This window comes from Verrucomicrobiia bacterium (assembly GCA_035495615.1).
GTDB lineage: Bacteria > Omnitrophota > Omnitrophia > Omnitrophales > Aquincolibacteriaceae > DATJFP01.
Window position 1 is genome coordinate 12,491 of the sequence record DATJFP010000089.1, and the last position, 25,925, is coordinate 38,415.

Consider the following 25,925-nt stretch of genomic DNA (forward strand, 5'->3'; position numbering starts at 1 on the left):
TTTTCGTTTGAAAGGAATCTCTCCTTTGGAAAGTCCTTCAAAGTCCCCGGTCCTGACCGAACCCCTCCCGTACGCAAGCTCTGCGCTGCTGTTCTTATCCGCGGCCGTGCTTTTACTTGCGGCGATTCAGCTAGGAGGTATTCCGTTCCGGCTGACCGCTCCGGAAAAGGGCGCGGCCGTCTTCGCGGCTCCGGTCGCGTCGCCGGAAATCCCCCCGTTCGAGAACCTCTCGCGGGATTTTGAGACGCATTCCTTGTTTTATGTTCCCAAAGAAGTCGTGGCGGTCCAGGGGCCGGGCCTGAGTGAAATGATAAAATCATTCCAACTCATTGGCATTGTTCAGGGTGAGAAACCCGAGGCCCTGATTAAAAACGTCACCACGCAGCAGACCTATTTCGCCCGGCAGGGAGAAAAGTTCGACCGGTTCACCGTGGCCGAGATCACGCAAGGCAGCATCAAGGTCGAATTCCAGGGCGAAAGCGCGGAACTGCTTTTAGAAGGGGGTAACTCGTGACCCGGTCCATCCGTTTTTGCGCCGCGCTCGTGTCCGTTCTCTTTCTCATTTCCTCGATTTCTCCCGCCGCGCGCGCCGATGACGATTCCAACGGCCCCGGAAACGTGCGGCAAAGCGAGACCCGCAATTCCATCAATTCGGCCATCATGGCCGCCGTGGGCCCGGACCGCCAGATGGATGAGCCGCGCATCACGCTCGAGCTGAAGGGCGTGGACATCCTGGACGTCCTCAAGATCATCAGCCAGCGTTCGGAGCTGAACATCGTGGCCGGCAAGAACGTGCGCGGCCTCGTCACGCTTTACCTGAAGAACGTGAAAGTGCGCGATGCGCTCGACACGATCGTCAATTCGCTGGAGCTTGCCTACGTCGAAGACAGCGGCATCATCAACGTGATGACGTCCAAGGAATTCGAGGACGCCTACGGAAAATCGTTCGGCAAGGAATACACGACCAAGGCGATCCCGGTGCAGCACGCGTCTCCGGCCGCCGTGGGCCTGGTCGTCGAGAAATTGAAAAGCCCCAAGGGCAAGATGGTTTTTGACGAGAGGACGCACACCTTGATCCTGTCGGACCGTCAGGAAAATATCGCGGCCATGGAAAATGCCATGGCGCAGCTCGACAAGCCGCTCGCCACCGAAGTCTTCCAATTGAAGTTCGCGCGCGGCGACGAGCTCGAAGCTCAGCTTCGCGACTACCTGACGCCGCAGACCGGCATCCTCAAGGTCGACAAACGCACGAGCCAGATTACGGTTACGGACCGCGAAGAAAAGCTCGAGCAGGTCCGTGAAGTCATCAAGGCGCTCGACGTGCAGCCGCGCCAGGTGCTGATCCAGGCCCAGGTGATCGAAGTGGCGCTTTTCGACGCGTTCCGTTACGGCATCGACTGGGAATTCGTCCGGCAGAACGTCGCCAAGTTCAGCAACGTGGAACTGAAGCCGGCCTTTGACGTGGCCGTCCCCACCGCGGCGCTCGGCGCGGGCACGCTCAGCACGTTCACCTTCGGCGGCCTCCAGGGGCTTTCGGTGGTGCTTTCGTTCCTCCAGAACGTGGGCAAGACCAACACCCTTTCTTCGCCGCGTATCACGGTCATTAATAATGAAGAGGCAAAGCTCGTCGATGCCACGCGCCAGCCGTACGTTTCCCAGACCGTGGTGCAGGGGCAGACCACCTCGCAGACCGCGGACAACATCCAGTTCGTAGACGTGGGCGTGACGCTGACGGTCGTGCCTACCATCGCCGACCGCGAAAAAGTCGTGCTGAAACTCAAGCCCGAAGTGAGTTCGCAGACCGGGTCGCTCAGCGTGCAAAGCGTTTCCGAAGGCAGCGACACGCCGTTCACGCGTTCTCAGATCCCGATCGTGTCTTCACAGACGCTGGAAACCACCGTCGTCGTGAAAAGCGGCGAGACGCTCATCGTCGGCGGCCTGATCAAGGACAACGAAGCCAAGATCCGCCGCAAGCTCCCGGTCCTGTCCGACATCCCGTTCCTCGGCGCGGCCTTCCGCAGCGAGCAGGTGAGCTACCAGAAAACCGAGCTCGTCATTTTCCTCACCCCGTACATCGTCGACGGCGACGCGACCTCGAAAGAGCACTCGAAGTATTTCAACGAAGACGACCAGCTCATCAATTTCGACCTCGTGGGCGGCTACGATTTCGGCAAGGCGCTCAAGCACTCGCAGGGCGCTTTCCGCATCGATCACGACCCGTACTGGAAAATGCGCTCGAACAAGATGCCGCAGTATTTCGCGCCGAAGGACTTGTACGAACGCGCGCTGCCTTATGAGAACAGCTTGAACGAATTCAATTCCTATCAGGAAGGAAAGCCGCTGGTCGACCCCGACGCGGCGGGAAAGCGCTATGAGATCGAAGTCGCGCGCGAAACACAGGCGCGTCTGGCCGCCGCCGGCGTCGAAGGCCGCGTGGAAGTGGCCGTGAAAGTCGGCAAGGACGGAACCATTCGAGACATCTCCTGGGTCGACCCCGGCCCGGTGCGTGAAGCCGACCAGCGTCGGGTCCTGCGCGCCGTCCAGGACGGGGGACCTTTCGCAGCCTTTCCCGAAGGGCTCGCGTCCGAAGAAGAACTCCTGAGTTTGCGGCTTGCCGTGGATCGCGGCGACGCCCGCAAAAAATAGCCCAGAAATCATTGCAGAAAATCCGGGCCCGCTTTGCGCGCGGCCTTGAAAACGAAAGCAATTTTTAATGGCGACATTCATCACCAATAAAAACGAGATCCGCGAAGAAGCGTCCAAGGCTTCCGTCACGCGTGTGGCCATGCCGTGGAAGGCGCCCGCACCGGCGCGCCGGGAAAAAACCTCGTCCCGCGTTCCGGACCAGGAGCTGGCCGACTTTTTCGAGCATCTGGCCACGCTGCTCGGCTCGGGCGTGACGCTTGTTTCCGCGCTGGATTTCATCGCAGGCTCCACGCGCCGGCCCGGCCTGAAGGCCGCGCTCACGCGAGTCAATGAAGCCCTGCGCGCGGGCGACGTTTTCTCGGAGGCCCTGACGCGCGAGACCGCGGTATTCGACCGCGCCGCAGCGGGCATGATCAAGGCGGGCGAGGCGGGCGGGACCCTCGAATCCGTGTGCTCGGAACTGGCCGCTTCTTACTCCCGGCGCGCCGAGGCCCGCAGCCAGTTTTTTCAGGCGCTGACCTATCCTGCCGTTGTCGCGTGCTTCGGCGTGCTCACCGTGCTTGTGCTGCTCCTTTTCGTGATCCCGAAGGTCGGCACGGTTTTCGAAGCCTGGGACACGCCGCTTCCTTTGATGACGCGGCTCCTTCTCGCCGCCAGCCGGTTCATGCGCCACGGCGGATTTCTCGCGGTGCTGATTCCGTTCGCGGCGCTGCCGCTTCTGGCGCGGTTCAAGAAGCTCAGCCTCATGCCTTTTCTGATTTCGATCGCGCAAAAAACGCCTTTCCTGAAAGACCTTTTCTCCCTCGGCGATTTCGTGCGCCTTATGCGCACCTGGGGCATGCTGCTCCGAAGCGGCGTGCCCATCCTGGAAGCGATCCGTTCGTCCCGCGACGTGGTCGCGAGCGATTCCCTGCGCGCGTCGCTTGCCGCGGTCTCGGAAAAAATCCTGCGCGGCGAACGGCTGCAGGAGGCCCTGCAGCACGAAGACTGGCTGCCGGACCTGGCCAAGCATTTCCTGCGCGTGGGCGAGGAGACCGGAACGCTGGACGGCGCTTTCGACAAGATCGCGCGTTTCTATGAACGCCAGCTCGCGGCCAAACTCAAAATCGTTTCCACGCTGGTGGAGCCGGCGCTCATCCTGCTCGTGGGCGTGAGTGTGGGTGTCCTCGTCATCAGCATGCTGCTTCCGATTTTTGAGATGAGCCTGGCGGTGAAATAAATGAAGGCGCTTCCTTTTTTTCTCGCGGCCCTGTTTGCCTGTCCCGCGGCCTGGGCGCAGGCCCCCTGGCAGGAGATCAAGAGCGACCACTTCATTGTGTATTCGGCGACGGGCGAGCGCACGTTCATGGACCAGGTCGCGGCAAAGTCCGAGCTTTATTACGACGCCATCGCCAACTGGCTGGGTTACGCGCGCCGCGACGGTTTCTGGACCTGGGACGGCCGCTGCAAGATTTACGTGTACGGCTCGCGCGAGCATTACCTCGGCGAAACGGGGCAGGCCGCCTGGTCGAACGGCGCCGCGGTGCTGGAACGCCGCATGATTTTGTCGTTCCAGGAAGCTCCGGGCTTCCTGGATTCGGTGCTGCCGCATGAGCTGGCGCATCTCATCTTCCGAGATTTCGTGGGGGGGAAGGGGCGCATCCCGCTGTGGCTGGACGAAGGCGTGGCCATGGCGCAGGAAAAAGACAAACGGAAAGAATTCGACGTCTGGATCGCGAAGATGATCGCGGAAAAGAAATGGATTCCGATGGAGACGTTCATGAAGGTCGGCAATCTGCAGGAGACCCCGGGCGATGAGGCCGTGATGTTTTACGCGCAGGCGCAAAGCGTGGTACGGTTTCTCCTGGAAGGTTACGGCTCGGAGCGGTTCGCGGGGTTTTGCCGAAGCCTCCGGGACGGGGACACGCCGCAGGACGCGCTCGCGAAAAATTACCCGCAGGATTTTCCCACGCTCCAGGCGTTCGAGGGCAAGTGGGCGGCTTCGGCCGTGCCGGCAGCCGCATGAAAAATTCGAGCCGGGGCTTCACGCTTGTCGAGATCCTGATCGTGTTCGCGCTCGTGGCGACATTCGCGGCGCTCGCGGTCGCGGGCTTTTCCCGTTTTTACAATGAGCGCCTTCCGCGCCTGTATGTCAAAGACCTGGCCGGCTACGTGCGCTACCTGCAGTTCAAGGCGATCGAAGACGGCAAGATTTACCGCATGACCGTGGACAATGACACCGGCGTGAGCACGGCCTCCAAGCCGAATGCGAAAAAAGATTTCGAGCCGCTGCGCGACGCGCTGTCCCGGCGGTTCCAGAAAAAAGGGGAATTCGCGGTCGTGCTCGGCGAGGGACATGAAGTTTATTTTTTTCCGGACGGCACCGTGACGCGTAACGCCGTCACCGTGTCACGGAACGGCGGCGAAATCGCGACGCTCCAGATCAAGAACCGCCTTGGCGCTTTGGAGATTCATTATGCTTCGTGACGCGCGCGGCAGCATTTTGTTCGAGACCTTCGTGGCGCTCATGGTGCTTTCGGTGGGCGTGACCGGCTCGCTCCGGCTTTTCGGCCAGGCGCTCCAGGCCAGCGACCGCAACCGGCAGCAGGCCGAATCCAAACAGTTCCTGGACGAGCTGCTGTTCTCGGTGTTCGCGGGTATCGACGAGGGCGTGGTTCCCGAGCACGGCGAAGAGAAGGCGACGGACCTCGGCGAAGACGGCCTGAAGGCCCGCGTCCGGCTGGTTCCGCTCGGTGTCGAGAAAACGAAAGCGCAGGAAGTGCCCAAAGGCGGCCACGGCGAATACGGACGCCTGGTCATGAACGTCGAAAACGGGTCGGGCCAGAAAGTTTTCCAGGCCGAGACGGTCATCCGCCAGCAGAGCGCGGCGAAATGAAAAATCAAAAAGGGTTCACACTCATCGAAGTCCTGATCGCCATGGTCATCGTGGCGGTGATCCTGGCAGGCCTTGTCGCGAGTTTTCAGACCGGCCTGGCCGCGTTCAAGCGCTCGGAAGATTACCTGGCGGCGGGGCGCGAACGGGAAGTCTTTTACCTTCAGCTCGAGCAGGAACTGCGCAACGCCGTGCCGGTTTCGCTTTATCCGTTCCTGGGGCGGCCGGACCGGATTTCCTTTCCGGCGCGGCTGCGGCGCTACACGCCGAAAGGCCCGGAAGAAGGCCTTTACCTGATCGAATACCAGTTCCGGAATGGGCAGCTCATGCGGCGGGAAACGCCGCTGAAAAAAGAAGGCCTGAGAGAAACGGAAGCCGCGGCCGAGACGCTGTTCGAAGGGCTGCGTGAAGGGCGCTTTTCTTTTTTGACGCTCGCCGAAAGCGGGCCGGCGCGGTGGAACGGCGCCTGGGGCGGGGATATTTATCCCGGGCTTCCGCGCGGCGTGCAGGTGGAACTTTCCGGCGGTTCGTTCGGCGGACGGGGCGGGCACAAGACCCTCCTGCCGCAGGGAGTGTTGGGAATCCAGACATGAAAAATAACAGAGGCAGCGTTTTGATCGTCTTTTTGTGGGTGATGGCTGTCCTCGGCGTTTTCGCTGTGAGCGTGGCGACGCGCGCGCGCCTGGCCGCGAAAATCGAGGGCACGGAGAACAACCGTTTCCAGCGTTCCTGCGATTATCTCGCCGCCGTGAATCTGGCGCGCCAATTCATCGAAGCCGACGAAGAGCCCGAAGTGGATTTTGCCCGGGATTCCTGGTACGGCGTGCCCCAGGGATTCGCAAAGATGGATTTCGGCGGGCGTTTCAGGCTGACGATCACGGACGAAGAAAGCAAGCTGGACATCAACAGCGCGCCCGCGGAAGTCCTGCGGAAGTTTTTCGATCTGCTCCGCGCCAAAGGCGAGAAACTCGTCACGCCTTCCGCGGACCTGGCCGCGGCCATTGCCGCGTGGCGCGGCACGGGCCTGGGCGGCTTCGGCCGGTCCACCTCAGGCTTCAAGCACAAGGGCGCGGCTTTCGAAAGCCTCGAGGAGCTTTATCTGATCCAGTACATCACGCCCGGAGACGTTGAAATCCTCCGGCCTTATCTCACGGTTTACGGGCCGGGCACGGCCGGACCCTTCCGCGTCAACCTGAACACCGCGCATCCGCTCATCCTGGAAGCAATTATCGCGACCCACAACTCGGGCGATTTCAGCAAGAAGATGCTGCTGCAGAAAATCCTCGAATTCCGTTCCGCCAAAACCACGGTGCAGGGGAATTCGTTCCCGCAGGTTTTCCGCAGCGAAGACCTGGAAGCCTCCGCGCTGATTACGAGACTGCGCCTCACGCCGTCGGTCGACATGCTCGCCCTGGCCGGGGCTTTCGTCCAATCCGCGACCGTGGATTCCCATTTTTTTGACGTAAGCGTTTTGTCCACGCTGCCGGGCACGGAGTCCTATGAAATGGAAGCGGTGCTCGGCCCGCGTTCCCGCAGCGCGCTGTCGGGCCTTGTTCCGCTCGATATCCTTTCCTGGCACGAAGGCCTTCTCGTCCTGCCGGCGGGGAGGGCGTCGTGAACCGCGCGTTTTTTTCCGGGCTCCAAGATATGCTTCAGGACCTTCCGGTCCTGCGCCGTTTTGCCCACGGCCTTTCCGAACGGCCGAGGATGCGCGCGGTCAGCTTTTTTTCCGCCGGGCGCCTGGATGTGACGGTTTTCGGCGCGGGAGACGCGCCGTCGCGCGAGTCCATTCCCGTTCCGGAATCGCCGTCGCAGGAGGACCTTCAAAAGGCGCGCGAAAAAATCGCCGGTTTCCGGCAGGAGCAGGGCACGTGGATCCACGTGATTCCGCGCCAGGCTGCGTTCGTGAAGACCTTCAGCCTCGAGGCCCGCGAAGGCGAATCGAAGGAAGCCGCGGTCCTGCGCCGCGTGCGCGAGGAAATGCCGCATCTGGCGGACGAAATCCTTTATCACGTCGCGCTGCAGGAAAACGGAACGCCGGGGCAGGAAGCGCTCCTCTTCGGGATCGCCAAGGCCACGCTCGAAGAGCAGCTTCGCAGGCTGGAGAGCCTGGGCGTTGTTCCGGATTCGGTCATGCTTTCCACGGAGCTTTTGCTTTGGCTTTATCAAAATGATCCCTCGCGCCGGGAAGAAGACAAGAACGTGCTGCTCGTGCACGACGCCGCGCGCCAGATCGAAGTGCTTTATGTCGACCGCGGCGCGCTCGTGCAAAGCCGCTGGTTCGGCAAGGAAGCGGACGAGCCCGCCGCCGCGGCCGCGGTGCTGCAGACCGCGCAGGAAGCATTCCAGCGCGAATGGCGCCGGGTGCCGGAAAAAACGCTGGTGCTCGGGAATGAATCCCGAGGCGGTTACGGCGGTATTCCCTGCGAAGGTTTCGGAGGCGAAGGCCCGGACGAGGCCGCGCTCGGAAGCGCCGCGCTGAAAGCGTTCGCAAGCGGCGCCGTGTTCGATTTCACGCCCGCGTCCTGGGAAGACCGCCGCCGCCGGAGCAGGACCGGCCGGGAAAAAACGCGCTTTGCCGCGCTGCTCGCGCTTTTCGCCGCCTCCTGGCTTGTCCTTTCGGCAAGCCGCGCGGCCGGACTCGCGCTCGAAACCGCGTGGCTCGGCGTGCGCCAGGCCCCGGTCTCCGCGTCCGTGCGGGAATTGAAAAACCTGCGCTCGCAGGCCCTGAAAGCCGCGCGCTATTCCCGCAAAAAAACTTCGCCGCTCCTGATTCTCGCGGGGCTGCGCGCGGCCGCGCCGCAGGGACTGATTCTCCAGAGCCTGGCCTACGACGAGGCGAAAGCCGTGTTTTCGCTGAAAGGCGAAGCCGTGGCCGAAAATCTGATCCAGGATTTTCTCGCCGGCCTCCAAAAGCAGCCGGGCTTCGAGAAGATGACGTTGGAGCGCCTCGAATCCTCTTCCGACGACCGCGGCAGGATTTTTACGTTCGAAATCGAGGGCCATTTGAAAAAGGAAAAGCCATGAAGACTTCTCTACCTTCCTTTTCTTTTCTGAGGCAAGCCGGTGACCAGAAATTCCTGCTGCTCGCGGCCGCTCTTTTTGCCGCCGCGTTTGCCTTTTCCCGCGTCGAGGCCGGGCTGGAAGTAAGGCGCGACCTCGCGCGTCAGGACTACAGCACGGACCTGGAGCTTTCCAAGAACGGCGACAAGCATCGCGCCGTTTACAGCGAGATCCTGAACAAAACGCCGCTGCCTTCGGGCAAGCGCCTGGAGCGCAACGAATGGATCCGCACGACCCAGGACATGATCAACCGCCACAATCTTCTCCTGTCCGAACTCGCGCCTTCTGAAGAATCCGGACAGGAAATTCTGGCGCTCGAATTCGAAGGCACGATGACCGACGTGGCGGGCTTTCTCTACGAGCTCAAAGACTCGGCCGGCTGGACCTACGTCTCGAATCTGGAAGTGACGCGCCAGGACGGCGAAAACACGGTCCGCGCATCCGTGAAACTGTCGCAAAAATAGCAAGGTAACCGTCAGGATGGACGGGGACATGGCGTGGATAGGGACAGGTCTTTAGACCTGTCCCAAAGGCGTGATGCATGAGGCCGGTTGCATTCATGTAAACCTTTGAACGTTTGAAGGGATGAAATAATGTTAAAGAAAATAAAAGAATTCAGACTGGGTGAGGCGCTGGTGGAAAAGGGCTGGGTATCCGGCGCTGCTCTGGAAGACGCGCTCGAGAGCCAGAAAAAAACAGGCGAGCTCCTGGGCCAGGTCCTGCTCCGCGAGGGAGGACTCCCGGAAACGCGGCTGCTCGAGATGCTGGCCGAGCAATGGGGCCTGCAATGCGTGGACCCCGCGCTTTACGACGTGCCGCGCGCGGTGCTGGAAAAGGTGCCGGCCAAATTCGTCCATCACTACGGTGTTTTCCCGCTGGAATTTTCGGGCGGCGTCCTGCACCTGGCCGCGAGCAGTCTCGCGCATTTCGAATCCGTGCAGGAGCTCGGCGCGATCCTGGGCGCGGAAATCAAAGTCTCGTTCGCCGAGCAGGCGAAGATCGCGGAAGCCATCGAGAAAAATTATGGCATCGGCGCGTCGGTCGTGGAAAAACTCGTGGCCGGCAAGAGAACCGAGACTGCGGCGGGGCGCCTTGAATCCGATAAGGTCGAGGCCGTCGACACGGCGAGCGGCGAAGGCTCGGTCCGTGAGCTGGTGAACATGCTGCTGCTCGACGCGAAACAAAAACGAGCGAGCGACATCCACCTCGAGCCTTTCCAGGGCGAGCTGGTGCTGCGCTACCGCATCGACGGCGTGCTGCAGGAAACGAGCGTGCCGGAAGCGATCCGTCAGTTCCACGGCGGCATCATCACGCGCATCAAGATCATGGCGCAGCTGGACATCGCGGAACGCCGCGTGCCGCAGGACGGCCGCATCAAGATCCGCGCGGGGAACGAAGAACTCGATCTTAGAATTTCGCTTCTGCCCACCGCGTTCGGCGAGGCGCTTGTCATCCGCATTCTTTCCCCGGCCCGTCTGCTGAATCTGGGCGGCATCGGCCTCGGCGCCGCGCACCTCGGAGCCATGCGCGAATTGATCGACCGGCCGCACGGCATCATCCTTTTGAGCGGCCCCACGGGAAGCGGCAAGACGACCACGCTCTACGCGGCGCTCAGCGAAATCAATACCGAAGTACGCAAGATCATCACCGTGGAAGACCCGGTCGAATACCAGCTCCGCGGCATCATCCAGATGCAGGTGCATCCCAAGATCGGCCTCACGTTCGCGAGCGGCCTGCGGCACATGCTGCGCCACGACCCGGACGTCATGATGATCGGCGAAATCCGCGACGCGGAAACCGCGGAGATCGCGGTGCGTTCCGCGCTGACCGGCCATCTTGTTTTCTCCACGCTCCACACCAATGACGCGCCCGGAGCGGTGGCGCGCCTGACCGATCTCGGCGTGGGCCCGTACCTGGTTTCGTCCAGCCTGAACGCGGTCATTGCGCAGCGCCTCGTGCGTGTCCTGTGCCCGTTCTGCCGGGAAAAAATCCCGGCTTCCGAGATCCGCCTTCCCGAAGGCGCGCGTGAGGAATTCAAGCAGGGGCCGTTTTACGAAGGCCGCGGCTGCGATTCCTGCCGCGGCACGGGCTACATGGGCCGCAGCGGCATCCATGAGCTGATGCTCGTCGACGATGAAGTCCGCGACCTGATGGTCCAGAAAATTCCGGCTTCGGAATTGCGGCGGCAGCTCGTCCGCAAGGGCATGAAGACGCTGCTGGAAGACGGCCTCGAAAAAGCGCGGCAGGGGACCACGTCGCTGCGCGAAGTCCTGCGCGTTGTCCGATAAACCTTACATAAATGACAGCGGAATGCGTGTGTTCAAAAAAATCGACACGCCTTTTTGTGCGCCGCACGATGCGTAAATTTTTATGAAAAGCTGATTTTTCCAGTCCCGCGGCGACGGGTCTTATGATAAAATTTTGCGACTCTCTGCCATCCACTCAGCCTGAGTCGGATTTACAAATTCCTTTTCCCGGAGTTCTTCATGTTCGCTTCAAAACGTCTTACTCATGCCGTTCTGACCGGAATGGCGCTCTGGCTTTTTTCGAGCGCGCACGCTTCCGCCGCCGTTCTTGATTTCGAAGGTCTGGCCGATTTCACTCCCGTGACGAATCAGTACGCGGGGCTCGGCGTCACGTTTCAAAACGCGACGGCCGGTGTCATTCCTCCCGACGGCACGCTGAACGAAATCGATTTTCCGCCGACTTCCGGCACCACGCTCATCACGAACGAAATCGACTTGGACAACGACGGGTTTCCGGACGTCACCGGCCCCATGACGATTACCTTCACGCCGTATCCGTATCTCAACGTCGGAGGTTACTTCACGTACGCGGACTTCGGCCAATCCGGCGATCCGTTGACGCTTTCGGCTTTCGGCCCCGGCGATCCTCTGAATCCGCTGGCCACGCTCACGCTTTTCGAAAACCTGGGAAGCCCGCAGCTCCTGTCTTTTTCCGGGATTGGCCCGATTTCGTCGCTTCTCGCGTCGGGCGGCCAGGGCAGCAACTTTACGCTCGATAATTTTACGTTCACCGGGCGCTTCGCCCCAGGCGGTTCGCTGGTTCCGGAACCTTCGTCCCTGATTTTTTTGACTCTTGGATTGGCGGCTCTGGGCATGGGCTCAAGGCTTAAAAGCAATCGTTAACCCGTAAACGACCGAGATCCTTTTGCGAGTCCGTCTTCATTTCCCCCGCGGTGGTGGTTTCAAACGGGCCATTTCTTTTTTCACCGTCCTCCTTTTCACCGCGACTTCTCTTCTCGTCGTTTCTCCCGCGGAGCTTCTGGCCGCGCCTTCTGTCGGCTCACCCATCGCTTCGCCGTCCAGCCTTGTCTCGAACGTCGCGACCCAGCTTACCGTGACGACCCAGATTACGACCGCGGCGGGGGATCCGAACGTCATCAAGACGAGCGTCTACCTTTATAAGCTCGACGCGCAGAACCGCATCGTGCGCACCTACGGTCCCATGAAAGACGACGGGACGGGCGGCGACGCCGTCGCCAACGACAACAAATTCACGTTCAAGGGGCCTTTCACGGAAACCGCGCCGCTGCGCCTGCAGACGTCCGCGGCTTTCGAGCGCGTGGTCCGCCGCGTTTATTCGCCGGTCGTGGTCGTGCCGATTTCGACGAACAACCCGCCGCCGGTTTTCACGTCGACGGCGGTCACGACGGCAACCAAGCAGCTCGGCTACCTTTATGAGATGACGGCTTCCGATCCCAACGATGCTCCGGAGACGCTGGTCTTCTCGCTGGTCAGCGGGCCCGCGGGTGCCGAAGTTTCCGGGCACAGCCTGACCTGGGTGCCTGCCGATGATCAAAACGGATCGTTCCCGGTCGTGGTGAAAGTGGCGGATCCTGCGGGCGCCTCGGCCACGCAATCCTTTAATATCGCGGTGCAGGACCTGAATCTACCGCCGACGATCGAGTCCGTTCCCGCGACCTCGGCCAGGGCCGGCCAGGAATTTCTTTACGACGTCGACGCCTTTGATCCCGAAGGCAAACCGCTGCGGTTTTCGCTGCAGTCCGCGCCGCCTACGGGGATGACGCTGGATCCGGCCACGGGCCTGCTCCGCTGGACGCCCGGCACGGCGCAGACCAAAAAAATCACGGTCGATGCCACGGACCCGGAAGGCGCTTTCGACGAGCAGAGCTTCAACCTCACGGTTTACGACGGCACGCCGCTGCAGCTCACTTCGCCGAAAGGCACGTATCAGGTCAAGGCCGGCGAAACTTTGACTATTCCGCTGCAGGCCAATCTTCCCAAGGCGCTTTTCTCGGCGGACCCGCTGCCGGACCATTCGGAGGTCACGCCTCCGTCTTTTATCTTCAAGCCGGACGGCGGGCAGGCCGGGACGCACACGGTCCTGTTCGAGGCCAGAGCAGGGGAACAGCACGTCGGCAATGTCGTGACGATCAACGTCATCAAGGACGCGGCCGTGAACGCGGCGCCGCAGCTCGCGGCCATTCCGGCCCAGAGCGTCAACGAAGGCGCGTCGCTTTCGTTTGTCGTCAGCGCGACCGACCCGGACGGCGACCCGCTCACGTTTTCGGCGCCCGGCCTTTCGCTGCCGAACGCTTTCTTCAGCCAGGTGACGCAGCAGTTCATTTTCAATCCGAGTTACCAGCAGGCCGGCGTTTATCCGGTCACGTTCCAGGTCTCAGACGGCATCGAAACCTCGCAGACCGTCGTGGCCATCACGGTCAAGGACGTGGCGCCGCCCACGACGATCCTCAAACTCGTGGTCGACAAGACTCCGAACCCGACCTTCAACGCGGCGCTGCCCATCACTGGAAATGTGACGGGACAGCCCGGGCTGCCGCCGCCTCCCGAAACGCTGCGTTTCGTGACGGGACTGAGCCCGGCTTTTACCGCCGCCGGCGAAACCAAGCAGATCGACATCACCGCCACCGGCACGGATTTCAAACAGGAAACCACGTCGGCCTCGTTCGGCGAAGGCGTCGCGGTGCAGACGCTCGAAATCCTCTCGCCGGTCACGGCGCGCGCGACAGTCAAGGTCGACGGCAACGCCGCGTCCGGCCCGCGCGAAGTGAGCATGACCGACAACGGCCTCGACGTTCCGTCGCTTGTCGCGTTCTCGGTCGGCGACGGCGTGACTTCGGTCAGCGGAAAAGTCATCGACGTTTTCACCACGCAGCCGCTCGCGGGCGCGAAAGTCACGATCAACGGCACCGCGTTTTCCACGACCACCGGCGCGGACGGAAAGTTCAATCTCGTCAACGCGCCGACGGGCGACCATACGCTGCTCATCCTGCGGGACAATTACACGGTCGGCAAAGTCGACCTGACGCTCGGCGCGGGCCAGGCGCTCGACCTCGCGGACCCGATCGGCCTCAAGGCCCTTGCGGTGCCGTTCAGCCTCGGCGGTTCGCTGCCGCGCGCGGCGACTCTCGCCAGCGTGCTCGACCGCGGCGTGACCAACAAGAATGGAAATCTGACGCTGGAAGAGGCGCGGGCCGTCGTGCAGGACACGCTCCTCGCGGTCGGCGGCATCGAAGCCGGCGTCCTCGACGAATCCGGCGCGCAGCTGAATCCCAAGATCAAAGGCTTCGGCGATCTTTCGCTGACCCAGGACGGCGTCACTGCGCAGGCCAACTCCCTCATCCACGGCGAAGTTTTCACGCTCGAAGAATTCCATTCGGTTCTTGCCGGGGCCTTTTCTTTCCCGCTGGGATTTACGCTCGAAAATTTCATCCAGGGCCTGCAAAAAGCCGTCGACGAAGCTTGGGCCGACCCCTCGAATCCGGATTCGGCCATGGCGATTGTCCTTTTCAATGAAGGCACGGGACTGCAGGCCACGGCGCCCGTCCTGACCGCGGGCACGCGCCTGAACCGCTTCCAGGTGTTCCTGCTTTCCACCAGCTTCCTCGTCTACAATCAGACGGCACTCGCCAATTCCGTGGATGAAATGCTCAAAGCCAACAACATCGACGCGGATGCGCTCATGCCGCCGCCGCGTTTTCCGCCTCCGGCTGGAGGCGCTTCGTCGGGCGGCAGCGGGGGAGGCGGCGGGCTCGGCGGCCTCGGACTGGTGATGCTCAATTTCGGAATGCCCGATGCGAATGCCCAGGCCGCGCCCAACAACGATTCCTGCAAGAACACGGCCCAGATTCCCTGCAACATCGGCGACCTCAGCGCGCGCCGCACGTTCACGAAGGTTTACCGCCAGATCGGCGCGAACGCGATCGCCGAAGCGAATACGGGCGGGCTTTTCAGCGCTTTCATCGCCATGGCGATGCAGGCCTTTATTGGCTTCACGATCGGCATGACCGGCGGCGTCGCCGGCGCGGTCGGCGGGGCCCTGGTCGTCGCGGCCGCTTACGCCGCGGGCAGCGCGGCCATTCTTTTCAACAAGCTGGTGATGGGCTGGTACGTGGCGCTGGTCGCGGCGAGTTTCGAGCCGCCTCCGCCGGAAGGCCGCAATTCGGCGCTCGACGACAACGGGAATTACGTCATCAATTTCAACCGCAGCCAGGCCGAGTTCAACCAGCCGAAGGAAAATCCGCCCAATACCCTGCATAAAGACCTGGCGTATCATCTCTACCGCTTCCCGAGCTGCGCGCCGCCGAATTTCGGCCAGGCGGAATTTATCCCCATCGAGGCCAAGGCCGATCCGTCGAGCCCTCAGAATGAGAAGGATCCGCCCACCGGCCCGCTGCGTTTCGTGGTGCCGAAAGCCATGCTGAAACCCGGCCGCAATCATTTCCGCATCCGCAGCTTCCAGCACCTCAAAAATGCAAAGCAGCCGCTCGTCGAGGGCATGGAACTCTTCGACAGCAACGAGGACGGCCTGCTGACGCTCGACGAATTCCAGCGCGGCGGTTTCGGCAGCCATCTGGCGTTCAATCCTCTGGACAAGAATGCCGACGGCAAGCTGGACGCGGCGGAATTCGCCAAGGCCCGGAGGCCGGACAATCTTCCCCAGTCGGTGGATCTCGGCGGGGGGCTGCCGCAGAAAAATGTCAGCGTCGCGATGGGAAGCATCGACATCACCGCCGACAAGTACAAGCAGCGCCTGCCGGAGGTGAGGGACAATATCCGCCAGACGGTCTATGACGACGAAATCAAGGAAGTGAACCAGAACCTCGCCAACTTGCGCAAGGCGCAGGCGCAGCTCGTCATGCCGGACAAGCCGTTTTTTGACGAAAACGTCAATGCTTTCAAGCTGACCAAGGACATCACCGATGCCGCCGAAAGGCAGGCGCTCCAGACGCTCTCGGTAAAAGGGGGCGACGCCAACGCGCAGGGCAAGGTGAAGGCCGGGCAGGTGGCGAAGCAGATTTTCCAGAAATATTACGGCGTGGATCCCACGGCCGCGCAGGTCAAGCTCGTGGAAGAAACGTTCGAGACCTACCGCCAGGTCAAGGTCGAGCGCGCCAATTTCGAATCGCAGTACGACGCCTTGCGGGATTTTACGCAGAAGGTCTATGCGGTGCAGCGCGGCGAATCCCCCGAAGAAACGGTGAACTTGCCCACGCGCCGTTTTCCGGACCGCTTCGGTGTCGCCGAAACCAAGCCCTTTACGATTACGCCCGCGAATGCCGATGCCGCCGAAGAAGCGCTCCGGCAGAACCACACTTTCGAGTTTGCCGTCAACCGCAAGAGCGATCCGATTACGAGCGCCGGCCTTGTTTTCGAAGGCGGAGCCTCCAGCCTCGCGCCCGGCGGCCAGGCCGAAGACGAGGCTTTTTTCCCGCGCCGCGCGGGTGCCGACCTGAACATCGGCAACGTGAATTACGAGCTCATGCGCGAAGGCATGAGCCTGAAGACGGGCTTGTCGAACACGGAGCTCGACACGGTCATGGGAACTTTCAAGTCGGACATCACGGAAACCGGCCTCCGTTCGCAGGCGCTGCCGCAGGAGATCGAGAACGAGGAATTCCGCCTCCGCAACCTTCAGAAGCTGGGCGAGCTGTCGCGGCCGCTGCCGTCCACGGAATTTCCGCCGGGCGTTTCCAGCACGGCGCCTAAGATCGACCGTCCGGCGGGCCTCAGTCCTGTTTTCGAAGGCGGCGTGAACGGCATCGTCGGCACGGGCGGCGCCGTGCTCGGGCATTCGACGACGCTCGTCACGTTCATGGACAGCATCAAGGTGCTGGGCAGCGAATTTTCCGAGTCGTGCTTCGAAACCGGCTCTTCGGCCGCGGCCCCAACCGAAATTTTTCCTCCGCCCATCGAACCTTATCCGTTTTTCGGGCAGGCGAACGCGGTCATCCGCGCGTTCAAGATCAGCAGCAAAGACGGCGTCTTCGCCGTGGAGTATCCCGGCGAACACGAAGTGCGCATGGTGGCCGGCACCGGGTTTCCTCCGGGCGGCCTGACCACGGATTTCCTGGGGCGCCTGTATTCGGTCAACATGGCCAGCGCCGAGAAGTTCGGAGGACGCATTTTCCGCTTTACGATCAACAGTACCACCGGCCGCGGCCAGTTCCCGCTGACGCGCGAACTCATGGGCGCCATCAATTATTATTCGATGATGATCCAGCTTGCGCGGCCGGCCAATCCCGTCGCGCTCGTCGCGGGCTCTTCCTATCTGACACAGTCGGAAACCGGGACGCTCGTCACGACCAACGACCTCTACGCGGCGGACTTCGACATCATCGACGGCCGGAAGCGCATCTTGAAAATCTACACCAGCCTGGCCGACACCAAGCCCAGCTATTACGCGGAATCCAAAGGAAACCGCAACCACCTCGTCGGCCAGGACATCGTCGTCGACGCGCGGCTCCAGCTTACGGGGCCGACCGACATGGTCATGGGCCCGGACCCGGACAATCCGGTCGCGCAGACGGGCGGCGACAAGATGATCCTGATCTCCGACGAAAACACCATTTATGCCGTCTTGCGCACGGGCGCGTCGGAAAACTACACGCTGGTGCCGGTCATCAGCCAGTTCGGCCGGCGCTGGTCGGGCATGGCCTTTGACAAACAGGGGCGTTTTTATTTTGCCGATTTCGAACGCGGCGACATTTACATGATGACCTGGGACAAGCTGCGCGCGGCGGTCCTGGCGAGCAAGCAGAGCGGACAGGCGTTCATCGACGACGATATCCGGATGGCTCAAAACGCTTACCGCATTGCCGCGAATCTGGTGCAGCCGGGCGACATCGAGCTCGAGAGCTTCTCGATGCATCCGCAGTCGGTCCTTTACGTTTCCACTTACGGCGGGGTGCTGCCGCTTCCGCTGCCGATCGTGGGACGCCTGAACCTGCTGCAAGACGCGGTGATCAAACGCTACAGCGTGGAAGACAAGATCGAAAAAGACGGGATCGCGGACACCTTCCGCATCGTGCCGAGTAAGGACGACCTGGCGTCCATGCGCTCTATCGTGCGCATCAAGGTGACCGACGCCGCGGGCCAGGAAACGTGGCAGGAGCGTTCGATCGTGCTTTCGTCGACCGGCGCCACCATTTTGACGGAGGCTGTCACCTGATGAGGACGCGCCTCTTCCACAAAAAATTTGCCGCTTTGCTGGGCGCGTGGCTTTTCCTGGCTGCTGCGCCGGCCTTTGCCGCGCAGATCACGCTCACCGGCGATGCCCAGAAGGGGCCTCTGACGACGGGCGATGACGGCAAGTTCACGCTCGTCAACGTGCCGCTGCGCAGCAACAGCGTGAACCGCTTCAAGGTGACGGCCAAGGACGGCAGCCAGGAGCAGAGCCAGGAAGTCCTGATCACGCAGATCAGCCTTCAGTCGGTCGTGGTTTCCAAGATCAAGTCCACGCCGCTCACGGTGCAGCAGATCGAGCAGCTGGTCAATGACGGCGTGATCGATATCGACGATCCGTCCAACTTCAACGTTTCCGTTTTTCAGATCGTGCTCACGATCGGCGGGCGCGAAGTCGGCATCGACGTTCCCATGGTCCGCGGCCTTCAGGAAGACATGGGGGAAGAAGACGTGGCGCCCAAGAGCGACCCGGGCGACGGAAGGTCGAACCCCAATCCGCCGGAAGTCGTGGTTTTCGAAGTCGAGCCTCCGCCGATTCCGGGCCAGCCGCCCGCGCCGCCGATTCCCGGCGTCCTCATCATCGAAGGCCGCATCAAGACGCTCAAGGAATTTTACAGCGTGCGCCTGCTCCTCATGAACACCTCCGGCATTTTCACGCTGCATGACGTGACCGCCAACATCGAATTTCCGGACGGCGGGCTTTCGAGCACGCTCCCGCAGGACGGCATCGTGCAGTTCGGTGACATCCTGCCCGGCGACGGGGAAACGCCCGGCCAGAAAGAGCGCGAATTTATCATCCGCGGCGACGAGATCGGCGTGCGCGGCGTGAAAGTCAATTTCGGCGGCACCATCATCGGCGGCGGCATTCCGGACGACGTCATCATTCCGTTCAACGGCAGCGCGGACACGACGGTCGAAGTCAAAGGCCCGCCGGAATTCCGCGTGCAGGTCATCCATCCGCCCGCGGTCGTCCAGGACGTGCCGTATGAGCTTATCGTCGACATCCAGAACGTGGGCGATACGCCCGCGCTTTACACCAGTTTCGAGCTCGACGTGGGCGCGGACGGAAACCTGGTCGACTGCACGTACGACGAAGCGCTGGGCAATCCCGTGTGCCTGCCGATCGTAGGCAGCGCCGTGCGCAACATCGGGCACCTGATGCCCGGAGAATCGACGCGGCAAAGCTTCATGATCAACCCGCACGTCACCGGCCCGATCACGTCCTGCATTGCCGTAGCCGACCAGAACATCGACCTGCAGGTCCATGTCGGCAACCAGGGGTGTATCGTGGGGCAGAGAAGCATCGCCAAATCCCCGGACGGAATCCCGACGATGTCGGTCCTTCCGGCCGCCAACGCGCTCGGCGTGGGCATCGACGCGCCGGTCGTCGCGATTTTCAACGAAAAGATGAACGAAAGCACGATCAATCTCTCGACGATCCAGGTGCTGGACGACCAGGGAGCCGCGGTTCCGGGCAACTTGCGCATCGTGCCTCTGGGCGACCACACGGCCGCGATCTTCCAAGTGCTCGACGGCATCACCAACCGTTGGAAAGGCAACACGACTTATACGATCCAGATCAGCGACAACATTTTCGATCTCCAGGGCAACAAGCTCGTGAGCCCGTGGACCAGCGAATTCACGACGACCGACCCGACCAACGACATCACGCCGCCCACGGTGACGCTCTCGATCGAGCCGCCGGTGAATCCGTCGCAGGTCCTGCCCGGCCAGATCATCCGGCTGAACGCCTACGCTTCCGACCAGGGCACGCACGTCGCGCGCGTGGAGCTGCGCATGCAGGACACGGACGATGCCGTCCCTGCTTACGAGCTGATCGACCAAAAAACCGTTTTCCCCGAACAGAGCGGCCCGATTATTTTCTCCGTGGACTCCGCGAACCTGACCCCCGGCCACATTTATCAGTTCAAAGCCACGGCCTTCGACAACGTGGGCAACAGCCAGAACGCGACGATCGCCGCGGTCATCGCGCAGAACGCGGCCGCGCCGACGGTCCAACTGCCGAACGATCCCGCGGCCCCCGTCCTGTACGGCATTTCACTCACGCTCGTCCCGGAAAATCTGACCGGCGGCGTCAAGCAGGTCGATTATTATCTCGACGCCGCGTCCACTCCCTTTGCAACGCTCACGGTTGCGCCTTACTCGGTGACCGTGGACACGCTCGGCAAAACCCTCGGCGCGCACACGATCCGCGCCGTGGCCACCGACGGCCTCGGGCAGACGGGCCAGGATGTTTTCGGCTTCCAGCTCGCGGCCAATCCCAACGAGCCCATCGTGGATTTCGGCGGCGCCATCGACGGGCAGCAATACGTGGTCGGCAAGCCGCTTTCGGTGAACGGCTCCGCGGCCGACCCTACGGGCATCCAGGGCGTCGCTTTCTTTTTGGACAATACGGCCGGAACGCCTGTCGCCCTGTCGACCGAACCCTTTGACCTGGACACCACGGGCCTTTCGCTCGGCAATCACAAACTGATCTTCAAGGCCACGAACAAGGCCGGTGTTTCCAACGATCTCAACGATCCGGACTCGGTCCTCGAATTCAAGGTCGTGGCCGAGCCGCCTCCGGGCCCGCCTCCGGCCGCGCCGCAGGTGACCAACATCACGTTTCCGGTGAACGGCCAGGTGACGCTTACCGGCACGAGCGTGGCCAATGCCCGCATCGACATTTCGAACCTGACCCAGGGCACGCAGGAAAGCATTTTTGCCGACGGCGCGGGAGCTTTTCAAATCGCGCTCGCCGCCCAATCCGGCGACCAGATCCGCCTCATCGCTTTTAATCTGAGCCAGTCGCTGACCGGCAGCAATCCCACGAACGTCGTGGTGCCGGCGGCGCCGGTCCTCGACCACATCACGGTTTCGCCGTCGTCGCGGACCTTCACGGCCGTCAACGATTCCCAGGAGATCACGGTCACGGGTTTTTACGTGGGCGGCGCGCAGGCCAATATCACTTCGCAGGCCACGTTCTCTTCCAATAATACCGCGGTCGCCACCGTGAACGCCGACGGCCGCGTCGCGGACATCGCCAACGGAAATGCCCTGATCACGGCGACAGTCGGCACGAAGACCGCGCAGGTCAATGTGACCGTCAACATCGTGACGCTCACCGGCGTTTCCATCGATCCCACGAGCTTCACGCTTTTCGGCCTGAACAAGACGCGGCAGCTCAGCGTGATCGGCTCTTATTCCAACGGCAGCACGGCGCCGATTCCCGCGGGCAGCGTGGCTTTTGGTTCGACCAACATTGCCGTGGCCGCGGTGAACGCGAGCGGCCTTGTCACTTCCATCAGCACGGGCAATGCCGTGATCAGCGCGTCCGTCGCGGGTTTTGCGCCGGCGCAGACTTCGGTCACGGTCGCTCCGATCGCGCCCACGGGCATCAGCGTGTCGCCGAACGCGATTCTCTTCACCTCGAAAGACGAGACGCGCCAGCTGGACATCACCGTGAATTTCAACGACGGCACGACCGGTTCGCCGCAGAGCGCGGTTGACTACGATTCCGACCACACGGACGTGGCCACGGTCGATGCGAACGGTCTTGTGACCGCGGTCGCGAATGGCGATGCCACGATCACGGTGCAGCATCAGGGCTTTACCGCGGACGTGACGATCTCGGTCGACATCCCCGACGCCACCACGCCGCCGCCGGAGATCACGCAGCTTGACCGCGCGAAAGCCGGCGAAGGGGACATCTTCACGATCTTCGGTAAAAATTTCGCGGCCGTGCCCGGCGACAACCTCGTGCGCGTCAACGGCATCCAAGCCGTGGTCCAGTCCGCGCGCCAGGACGAGCTCGCCGTTGTCGTGCCCGCGGGCGCGACGAGCGGTCCCGTGAACGTCGAAGTGAACGGCAAAGTCAGCAATGACGCCGCGCTGGTCATCTATGGCAGGCTCGCCAAGAGCTTCCTCATCACGCCGGCGGTCGACGTGGCCGCTTCCGCGGGCGCGAAACTGCTTTTGTCCGGCCCGACGATCGACTTCCGCGCGGGGGACAAGGTTTACCTTTCGAGTGCGCCCGACGTGCTCGCGCCGCTCAGTTACACCGGCCAGCTGCGCGCACGCGTGGACGGCGGCGCTTTCTCCAACATTGGAGCTTCGGGCCAGGTCATCGAATTGACCTCGCTGCTCACCGCGGGCAGCCGGACGGTCGACCTCGATCTCGGCGAATCCGCGGGCAGGCACAAGACCGCGGCCATTTATCTCGTGGCCGGCCCGAACAATACGGGCGTGATCTCGGGCTTCCGCAGCATCATGGCCAACGGACAGAGCCGCTCGCAGGCCGTCACGATCCTGAATCTGACCGACCTCGCGGGCAATCCTTATCCGAACGGTTCCAAAGTCGCGGTGACCGTGGAAGCGCACTGCTTCCGCGACCGCAGCACCAGCGGCTGCATCGCTTCGCACGGCGGCTCGATCACGAACGGCGAGGGGAATTCGCCGGACGGATTCGGCCTACGGGTCTTTACCGTGCAGAACCGCCGCATCGACGTGGTCTATGATCCGGGCAGCTCGGCGCCGCTGAACGCCTGGAGCCTGGACATCTCGAACATTCAGGTTCTTCCGGCCAATTCGAACGGCAGCCGGACCTCCGACACGGCGCTGGCCTACACGCCGGTCACGCTGACTTCCTTTGAATCCGTGGGCACGACGCGCAGCCAGACCTCCGTCGTCGCCGACGGCCTGGAAAAAATCTTGACTGTCACGTTCACGGGCGCGCGCGACACCGCGGGCCAGCCCGTTCCCGACGGCACGCCTTTTGTCGTGACCGTGGAGCCGCATTGCTTCCGCGATGCGAGCAACAGCAGCTGCATCGGTTCCGCGGGCGGAAGCCTATTGAGCGGCGATGCTTCGCCGGACGGTTTCGGACTGCGCAGGCACGTCCTTGCCGGCGGGGAGGCCGAAGTCCAGTACAGCCCGGGAGGCACGACGCTTCCTTATCCCAACACGGCCATCGCGAACCTGCAGTTCCTGCCGTCGCGTCCCAACGGTTCGCGCATCGGCGACTATGCGTTCCAGTTCACGCCGGTCACGCTTTCGTCCGCCCAGTCGCCCACGGTCAGCTCCGCATCGTCGGTGTATGCGGACACGGGAGACAACCGCGTGATCGTCACGCTCAGCGATTTCAAGGACTCGCTCGGGAATCCGGTGCCGGATGGAACGAAAGTCGTCGTGACGGCAGAAGCGCACTGCTTCCGCAACGCCTCGGACAATTCCTGCATCGGTTCGGCCGGCGGTGTCATCATCAGCGGCACGAATTCTCCCGACGGCTTCGGCCTCAAGGTCCATGACATCCAGAACGGACAGACCCAGGTGACGTACAGCGCGCTGGGCGTGGGCATGCAGACGCTCAACTCCGGCACGGTGAACGTGCAGGTGCTGCCGTCGAGACCCAACGGCAGCCGCATCGGCGATTACGCGATCGTTGCCGTTCCTTTCGCGGCCGCGGGAGTGCAGGCGGCGATCTCTTCCGCGAATCCCACGGCGGTCGTGGCCGACGGCAGTTCCAAGAGCGTGACCATCACCCTGACCAACATTCGCGACACTTCCGGTAACGTTCTGCCCGATGGCGCCCAGGTGGTCCTCACCGCCGAAGGCCATTGCTTCCGCAATCCTTCCGACAACAGCTGCATTGACTCGCGCGGCGGTTTGATCACGACCGGGACGGCGTCACCCGACGGGTTCGGACTCAAGGTCCACGTCGTGTCCGGCGGTCAGATCACGGCCACGTACGATCCGTCTTCTGTCGCGCTGGAATTTCCGGACGTCCAGACCGCGCGGATTCAGGTGCTGCCGGCCAAGCCCAATGGCGGCCGCCTCGGCGATTATGCGTTTGCCGTCGTGCCTGTGGCCTTGTCTTCGATTCAGCAGGCGCAGGTTTCCGTGGTTCCGCCCTCGGTCTTCGCGGACAATAGCGCGAATCTTTCGGTGATCACGCTCAGCAATATCAAGGATGCCGCGGGCAACAATGTCCCGAACGGCTCGAAGGTCGTGGCGACTGCGGGAGCATTTTGTTTCCGCAATCCCACGGACAATACATGCGTCGATTCCCGCGGCGGCGCCATTACGACTGGTACCGCTTCGCCGGATGGTTTCGACTTGAAAGCGCATACGGTCCAAAGCGGCAGCACGCAGATTACCTATTCGGCCGCGCCCATCGCGCTCGAAGCGCGCGAGGCCGCGCTGGCCAACGTCCAGATTTTGCCCTCGCAGCCCAATGGCAGCCGCATCGGCAACAGGGCTTTCACGCTGGCGCCTGTGACGCTGGCGGGGTATCAATCCGCGGACGTTACGGGACCCGGCCAGGTCACGCCGGGCGGCACCGCGAGTTATGTTGTCTCCAACATCCGCGACACTTCCGGCAATCTCGTACCCGACGGCGCGAAGGTTCTGGTGACGGCCTCCGCCGTCTGCTTCCGCGACCCGGAGACCAATAATTGCATCGGTTCCGCGGGCGGCGGGGTGACCAACGGCACGGCTTCTCCGGACGGGTTCGACCTCAAGGCCTTCGCCATCCAGGGAGGCCAATTCACGGTGCAGTTCCAGGCTCCGGCGGGCACGGGAGTTTCCGTATTGCAGCTCTTGCCCGGCAAGCCCGGCAACCAGCGCACCGGCAATAAGGCCTTCACCCTCAAATCGATTTCCGTGCAAAATGCGGGCGGGTAAAACTAACATGAACAGAAAAACTTTTCTCTTCAGCTTGGGACTGGTGCTCGCAGCGGCCGCGCCGCTTGCCTATGCTGATACAGCGGTGGTCTCGGACGCGCAGGTAATCGATCTTGGCCAGAATAATTTCCTGCTCAAGCTGCGTTCCAGCGGGCCGCAGGCCTTTGACGCCACGCTGAAAAATCCGACGACCCTCGAAGTCCGGCTTTATCAGGCCACGCTGGGAACCTTCGCGGTTCCTTCGACGCCTTTCGGCGGCGTGACCTTTACGCAGGACAAAGCCGAGCAAGTGCTGATGCGCCTCACGCTGAATGACCCGACCCACAAGCCCCGCGTCCAGCAGGGCGACAGCGCGGACTCGGTGGACATTTACGTTCGCTGGATGACGGACAACAAAGCGCCAGTGCTCAGCGCCGTCAACGTCACGAACATCACCCAGACGGGCGCGGACATCACGTGGACGACCGACGAAGCCGCGGATTCCAGCGCGGCCTACGGGCTTTCCCAGCCTCCGGCGCAAACGACCACCGTCAACACGACGCCGTTTACCGCGCATAAAGTCACGCTGACGGGGCTCGCGCCCGGCAAGCTTTATTATTACAGCGCGCGCTCGGCCGACATCGCGGGAAATCTCGCGGCTTCGAACGTTCTTTCTTTCACGACCAAGGCGCCGGCCTTCGCGGAATCCGGCGGCCAGGTGGTCATCGAAGCCGAGCATTACGACGTGAAGACACCGCGCGCCGGAAAAGACTGGGTGCTGGAAAGCGCGCAGTCCGGAGCTTCCGGAAGCAGGTACGCGACCGCGCTGCCCAACAGCGGCGCGAATCTTTCTTCCTACGTGAATCAGAGCCCGGAGCTGGTCTACAACGTGCTTTTCACGGCGACCGGCACTTATTACGTCTGGATCCGCGGCGCGGGCCCGACGACAGCCGACGATTCCGTTCATGCAGGCATCGACGGCACCGGACCGGCATCCGCGTCCAACATGGACGGTTTTCCCGCGGCCTGGACGTGGAAGAATAAAACCACGAGCGGCGCCGCGGCCACGCTCGTCGTGCATTCGCCGGGCCTTCACACGATCCACCTCTGGATGCGCGAAGACGGTTTCCGCGCCGACAAAATCCTGCTCCGCCAGAACAGTTCCGCCACCGCGCCGTCAGGCACGGGTCCCGCCGAAAGCCCCCGCCAGTAAT

The 25,925-nt window shown here is 62.3% G+C and carries 15 protein-coding genes; all 15 read left to right on the forward strand.

Annotation, left to right across the window (positions count from 1 at the left end; genetic code table 11):
- Nucleotides 1–25: 25 nt before the first annotated feature.
- The 15 genes from VL688_11355 (at nucleotide 26) to VL688_11425 (ending at nucleotide 25,924) form a co-directional block, all read left to right on the forward strand.
- A complete protein-coding gene (locus VL688_11355) occupies nucleotides 26–514 on the forward strand; it encodes a hypothetical protein (protein HTL48643.1) in 489 nt (162 codons plus the stop codon).
- A complete protein-coding gene (locus VL688_11360) occupies nucleotides 511–2,646 on the forward strand; it encodes a secretin N-terminal domain-containing protein (protein ID HTL48644.1) in 2,136 nt (711 codons plus the stop codon). The genes VL688_11355 and VL688_11360 overlap by 4 nt, the downstream gene beginning before the upstream one ends.
- A 67-nt stretch (nucleotides 2,647–2,713) precedes the next feature.
- Entirely contained in the window at nucleotides 2,714–3,865 is a 1,152-nt protein-coding gene (locus VL688_11365; GenBank protein ID HTL48645.1) for a type II secretion system F family protein, read from the forward strand.
- Nucleotides 3,866–4,651, forward strand: a complete 786-nt coding sequence (locus VL688_11370; protein HTL48646.1) for a peptidase MA family metallohydrolase — start codon at nucleotides 3,866–3,868, stop codon at nucleotides 4,649–4,651.
- Entirely contained in the window at nucleotides 4,648–5,112 is a 465-nt protein-coding gene (locus VL688_11375) for a prepilin-type N-terminal cleavage/methylation domain-containing protein (protein ID HTL48647.1), read from the forward strand. The genes VL688_11370 and VL688_11375 overlap by 4 nt, the downstream gene beginning before the upstream one ends.
- Nucleotides 5,102–5,521, forward strand: coding sequence for a hypothetical protein (locus tag VL688_11380; GenBank protein ID HTL48648.1), 420 nt, complete (start codon nucleotides 5,102–5,104; stop codon nucleotides 5,519–5,521). The genes VL688_11375 and VL688_11380 overlap by 11 nt, the downstream gene beginning before the upstream one ends.
- Nucleotides 5,518–6,111 (forward strand): prepilin-type N-terminal cleavage/methylation domain-containing protein, encoded by a 594-nt coding sequence (locus tag VL688_11385; GenBank protein ID HTL48649.1) that lies wholly within the window; start codon nucleotides 5,518–5,520, stop codon nucleotides 6,109–6,111. The genes VL688_11380 and VL688_11385 overlap by 4 nt, the downstream gene beginning before the upstream one ends.
- Nucleotides 6,108–7,136, forward strand: a complete 1,029-nt coding sequence (locus tag VL688_11390; GenBank protein HTL48650.1) for a hypothetical protein — start codon at nucleotides 6,108–6,110, stop codon at nucleotides 7,134–7,136. Before VL688_11385 ends, VL688_11390 begins: the two co-directional genes overlap by 4 nt.
- A complete protein-coding gene (locus tag VL688_11395; GenBank protein HTL48651.1) occupies nucleotides 7,133–8,545 on the forward strand; it encodes a PilN domain-containing protein in 1,413 nt (470 codons plus the stop codon). The genes VL688_11390 and VL688_11395 overlap by 4 nt, the downstream gene beginning before the upstream one ends.
- Entirely contained in the window at nucleotides 8,542–9,045 is a 504-nt protein-coding gene (locus tag VL688_11400) for a hypothetical protein (protein ID HTL48652.1), read from the forward strand. The genes VL688_11395 and VL688_11400 overlap by 4 nt, the downstream gene beginning before the upstream one ends.
- A gap of 129 nt (nucleotides 9,046–9,174) precedes the next feature.
- Nucleotides 9,175–10,869, forward strand: coding sequence for a GspE/PulE family protein (locus VL688_11405; GenBank protein ID HTL48653.1), 1,695 nt, complete (start codon nucleotides 9,175–9,177; stop codon nucleotides 10,867–10,869).
- A gap of 198 nt (nucleotides 10,870–11,067) precedes the next feature.
- Nucleotides 11,068–11,730 (forward strand): PEP-CTERM sorting domain-containing protein, encoded by a 663-nt coding sequence (locus VL688_11410; protein HTL48654.1) that lies wholly within the window; start codon nucleotides 11,068–11,070, stop codon nucleotides 11,728–11,730.
- Nucleotides 11,731–11,752: 22 nt separating this feature from the next.
- Nucleotides 11,753–18,037 (forward strand): putative Ig domain-containing protein, encoded by a 6,285-nt coding sequence (locus VL688_11415; protein HTL48655.1) that lies wholly within the window; start codon nucleotides 11,753–11,755, stop codon nucleotides 18,035–18,037.
- Nucleotides 18,037–24,732: an Ig-like domain-containing protein gene (locus VL688_11420; GenBank protein HTL48656.1), complete on the forward strand. Its 6,696-nt coding sequence runs from the start codon at nucleotides 18,037–18,039 to the stop codon at nucleotides 24,730–24,732. Before VL688_11415 ends, VL688_11420 begins: the two co-directional genes overlap by 1 nt.
- 7 nt (nucleotides 24,733–24,739) lie before the next feature.
- Complete coding sequence (locus VL688_11425) at nucleotides 24,740–25,924, forward strand: fibronectin type III domain-containing protein (GenBank protein HTL48657.1); 1,185 nt, start codon at nucleotides 24,740–24,742, stop codon at nucleotides 25,922–25,924.
- Nucleotide 25,925 lies beyond the last annotated feature (1 nt).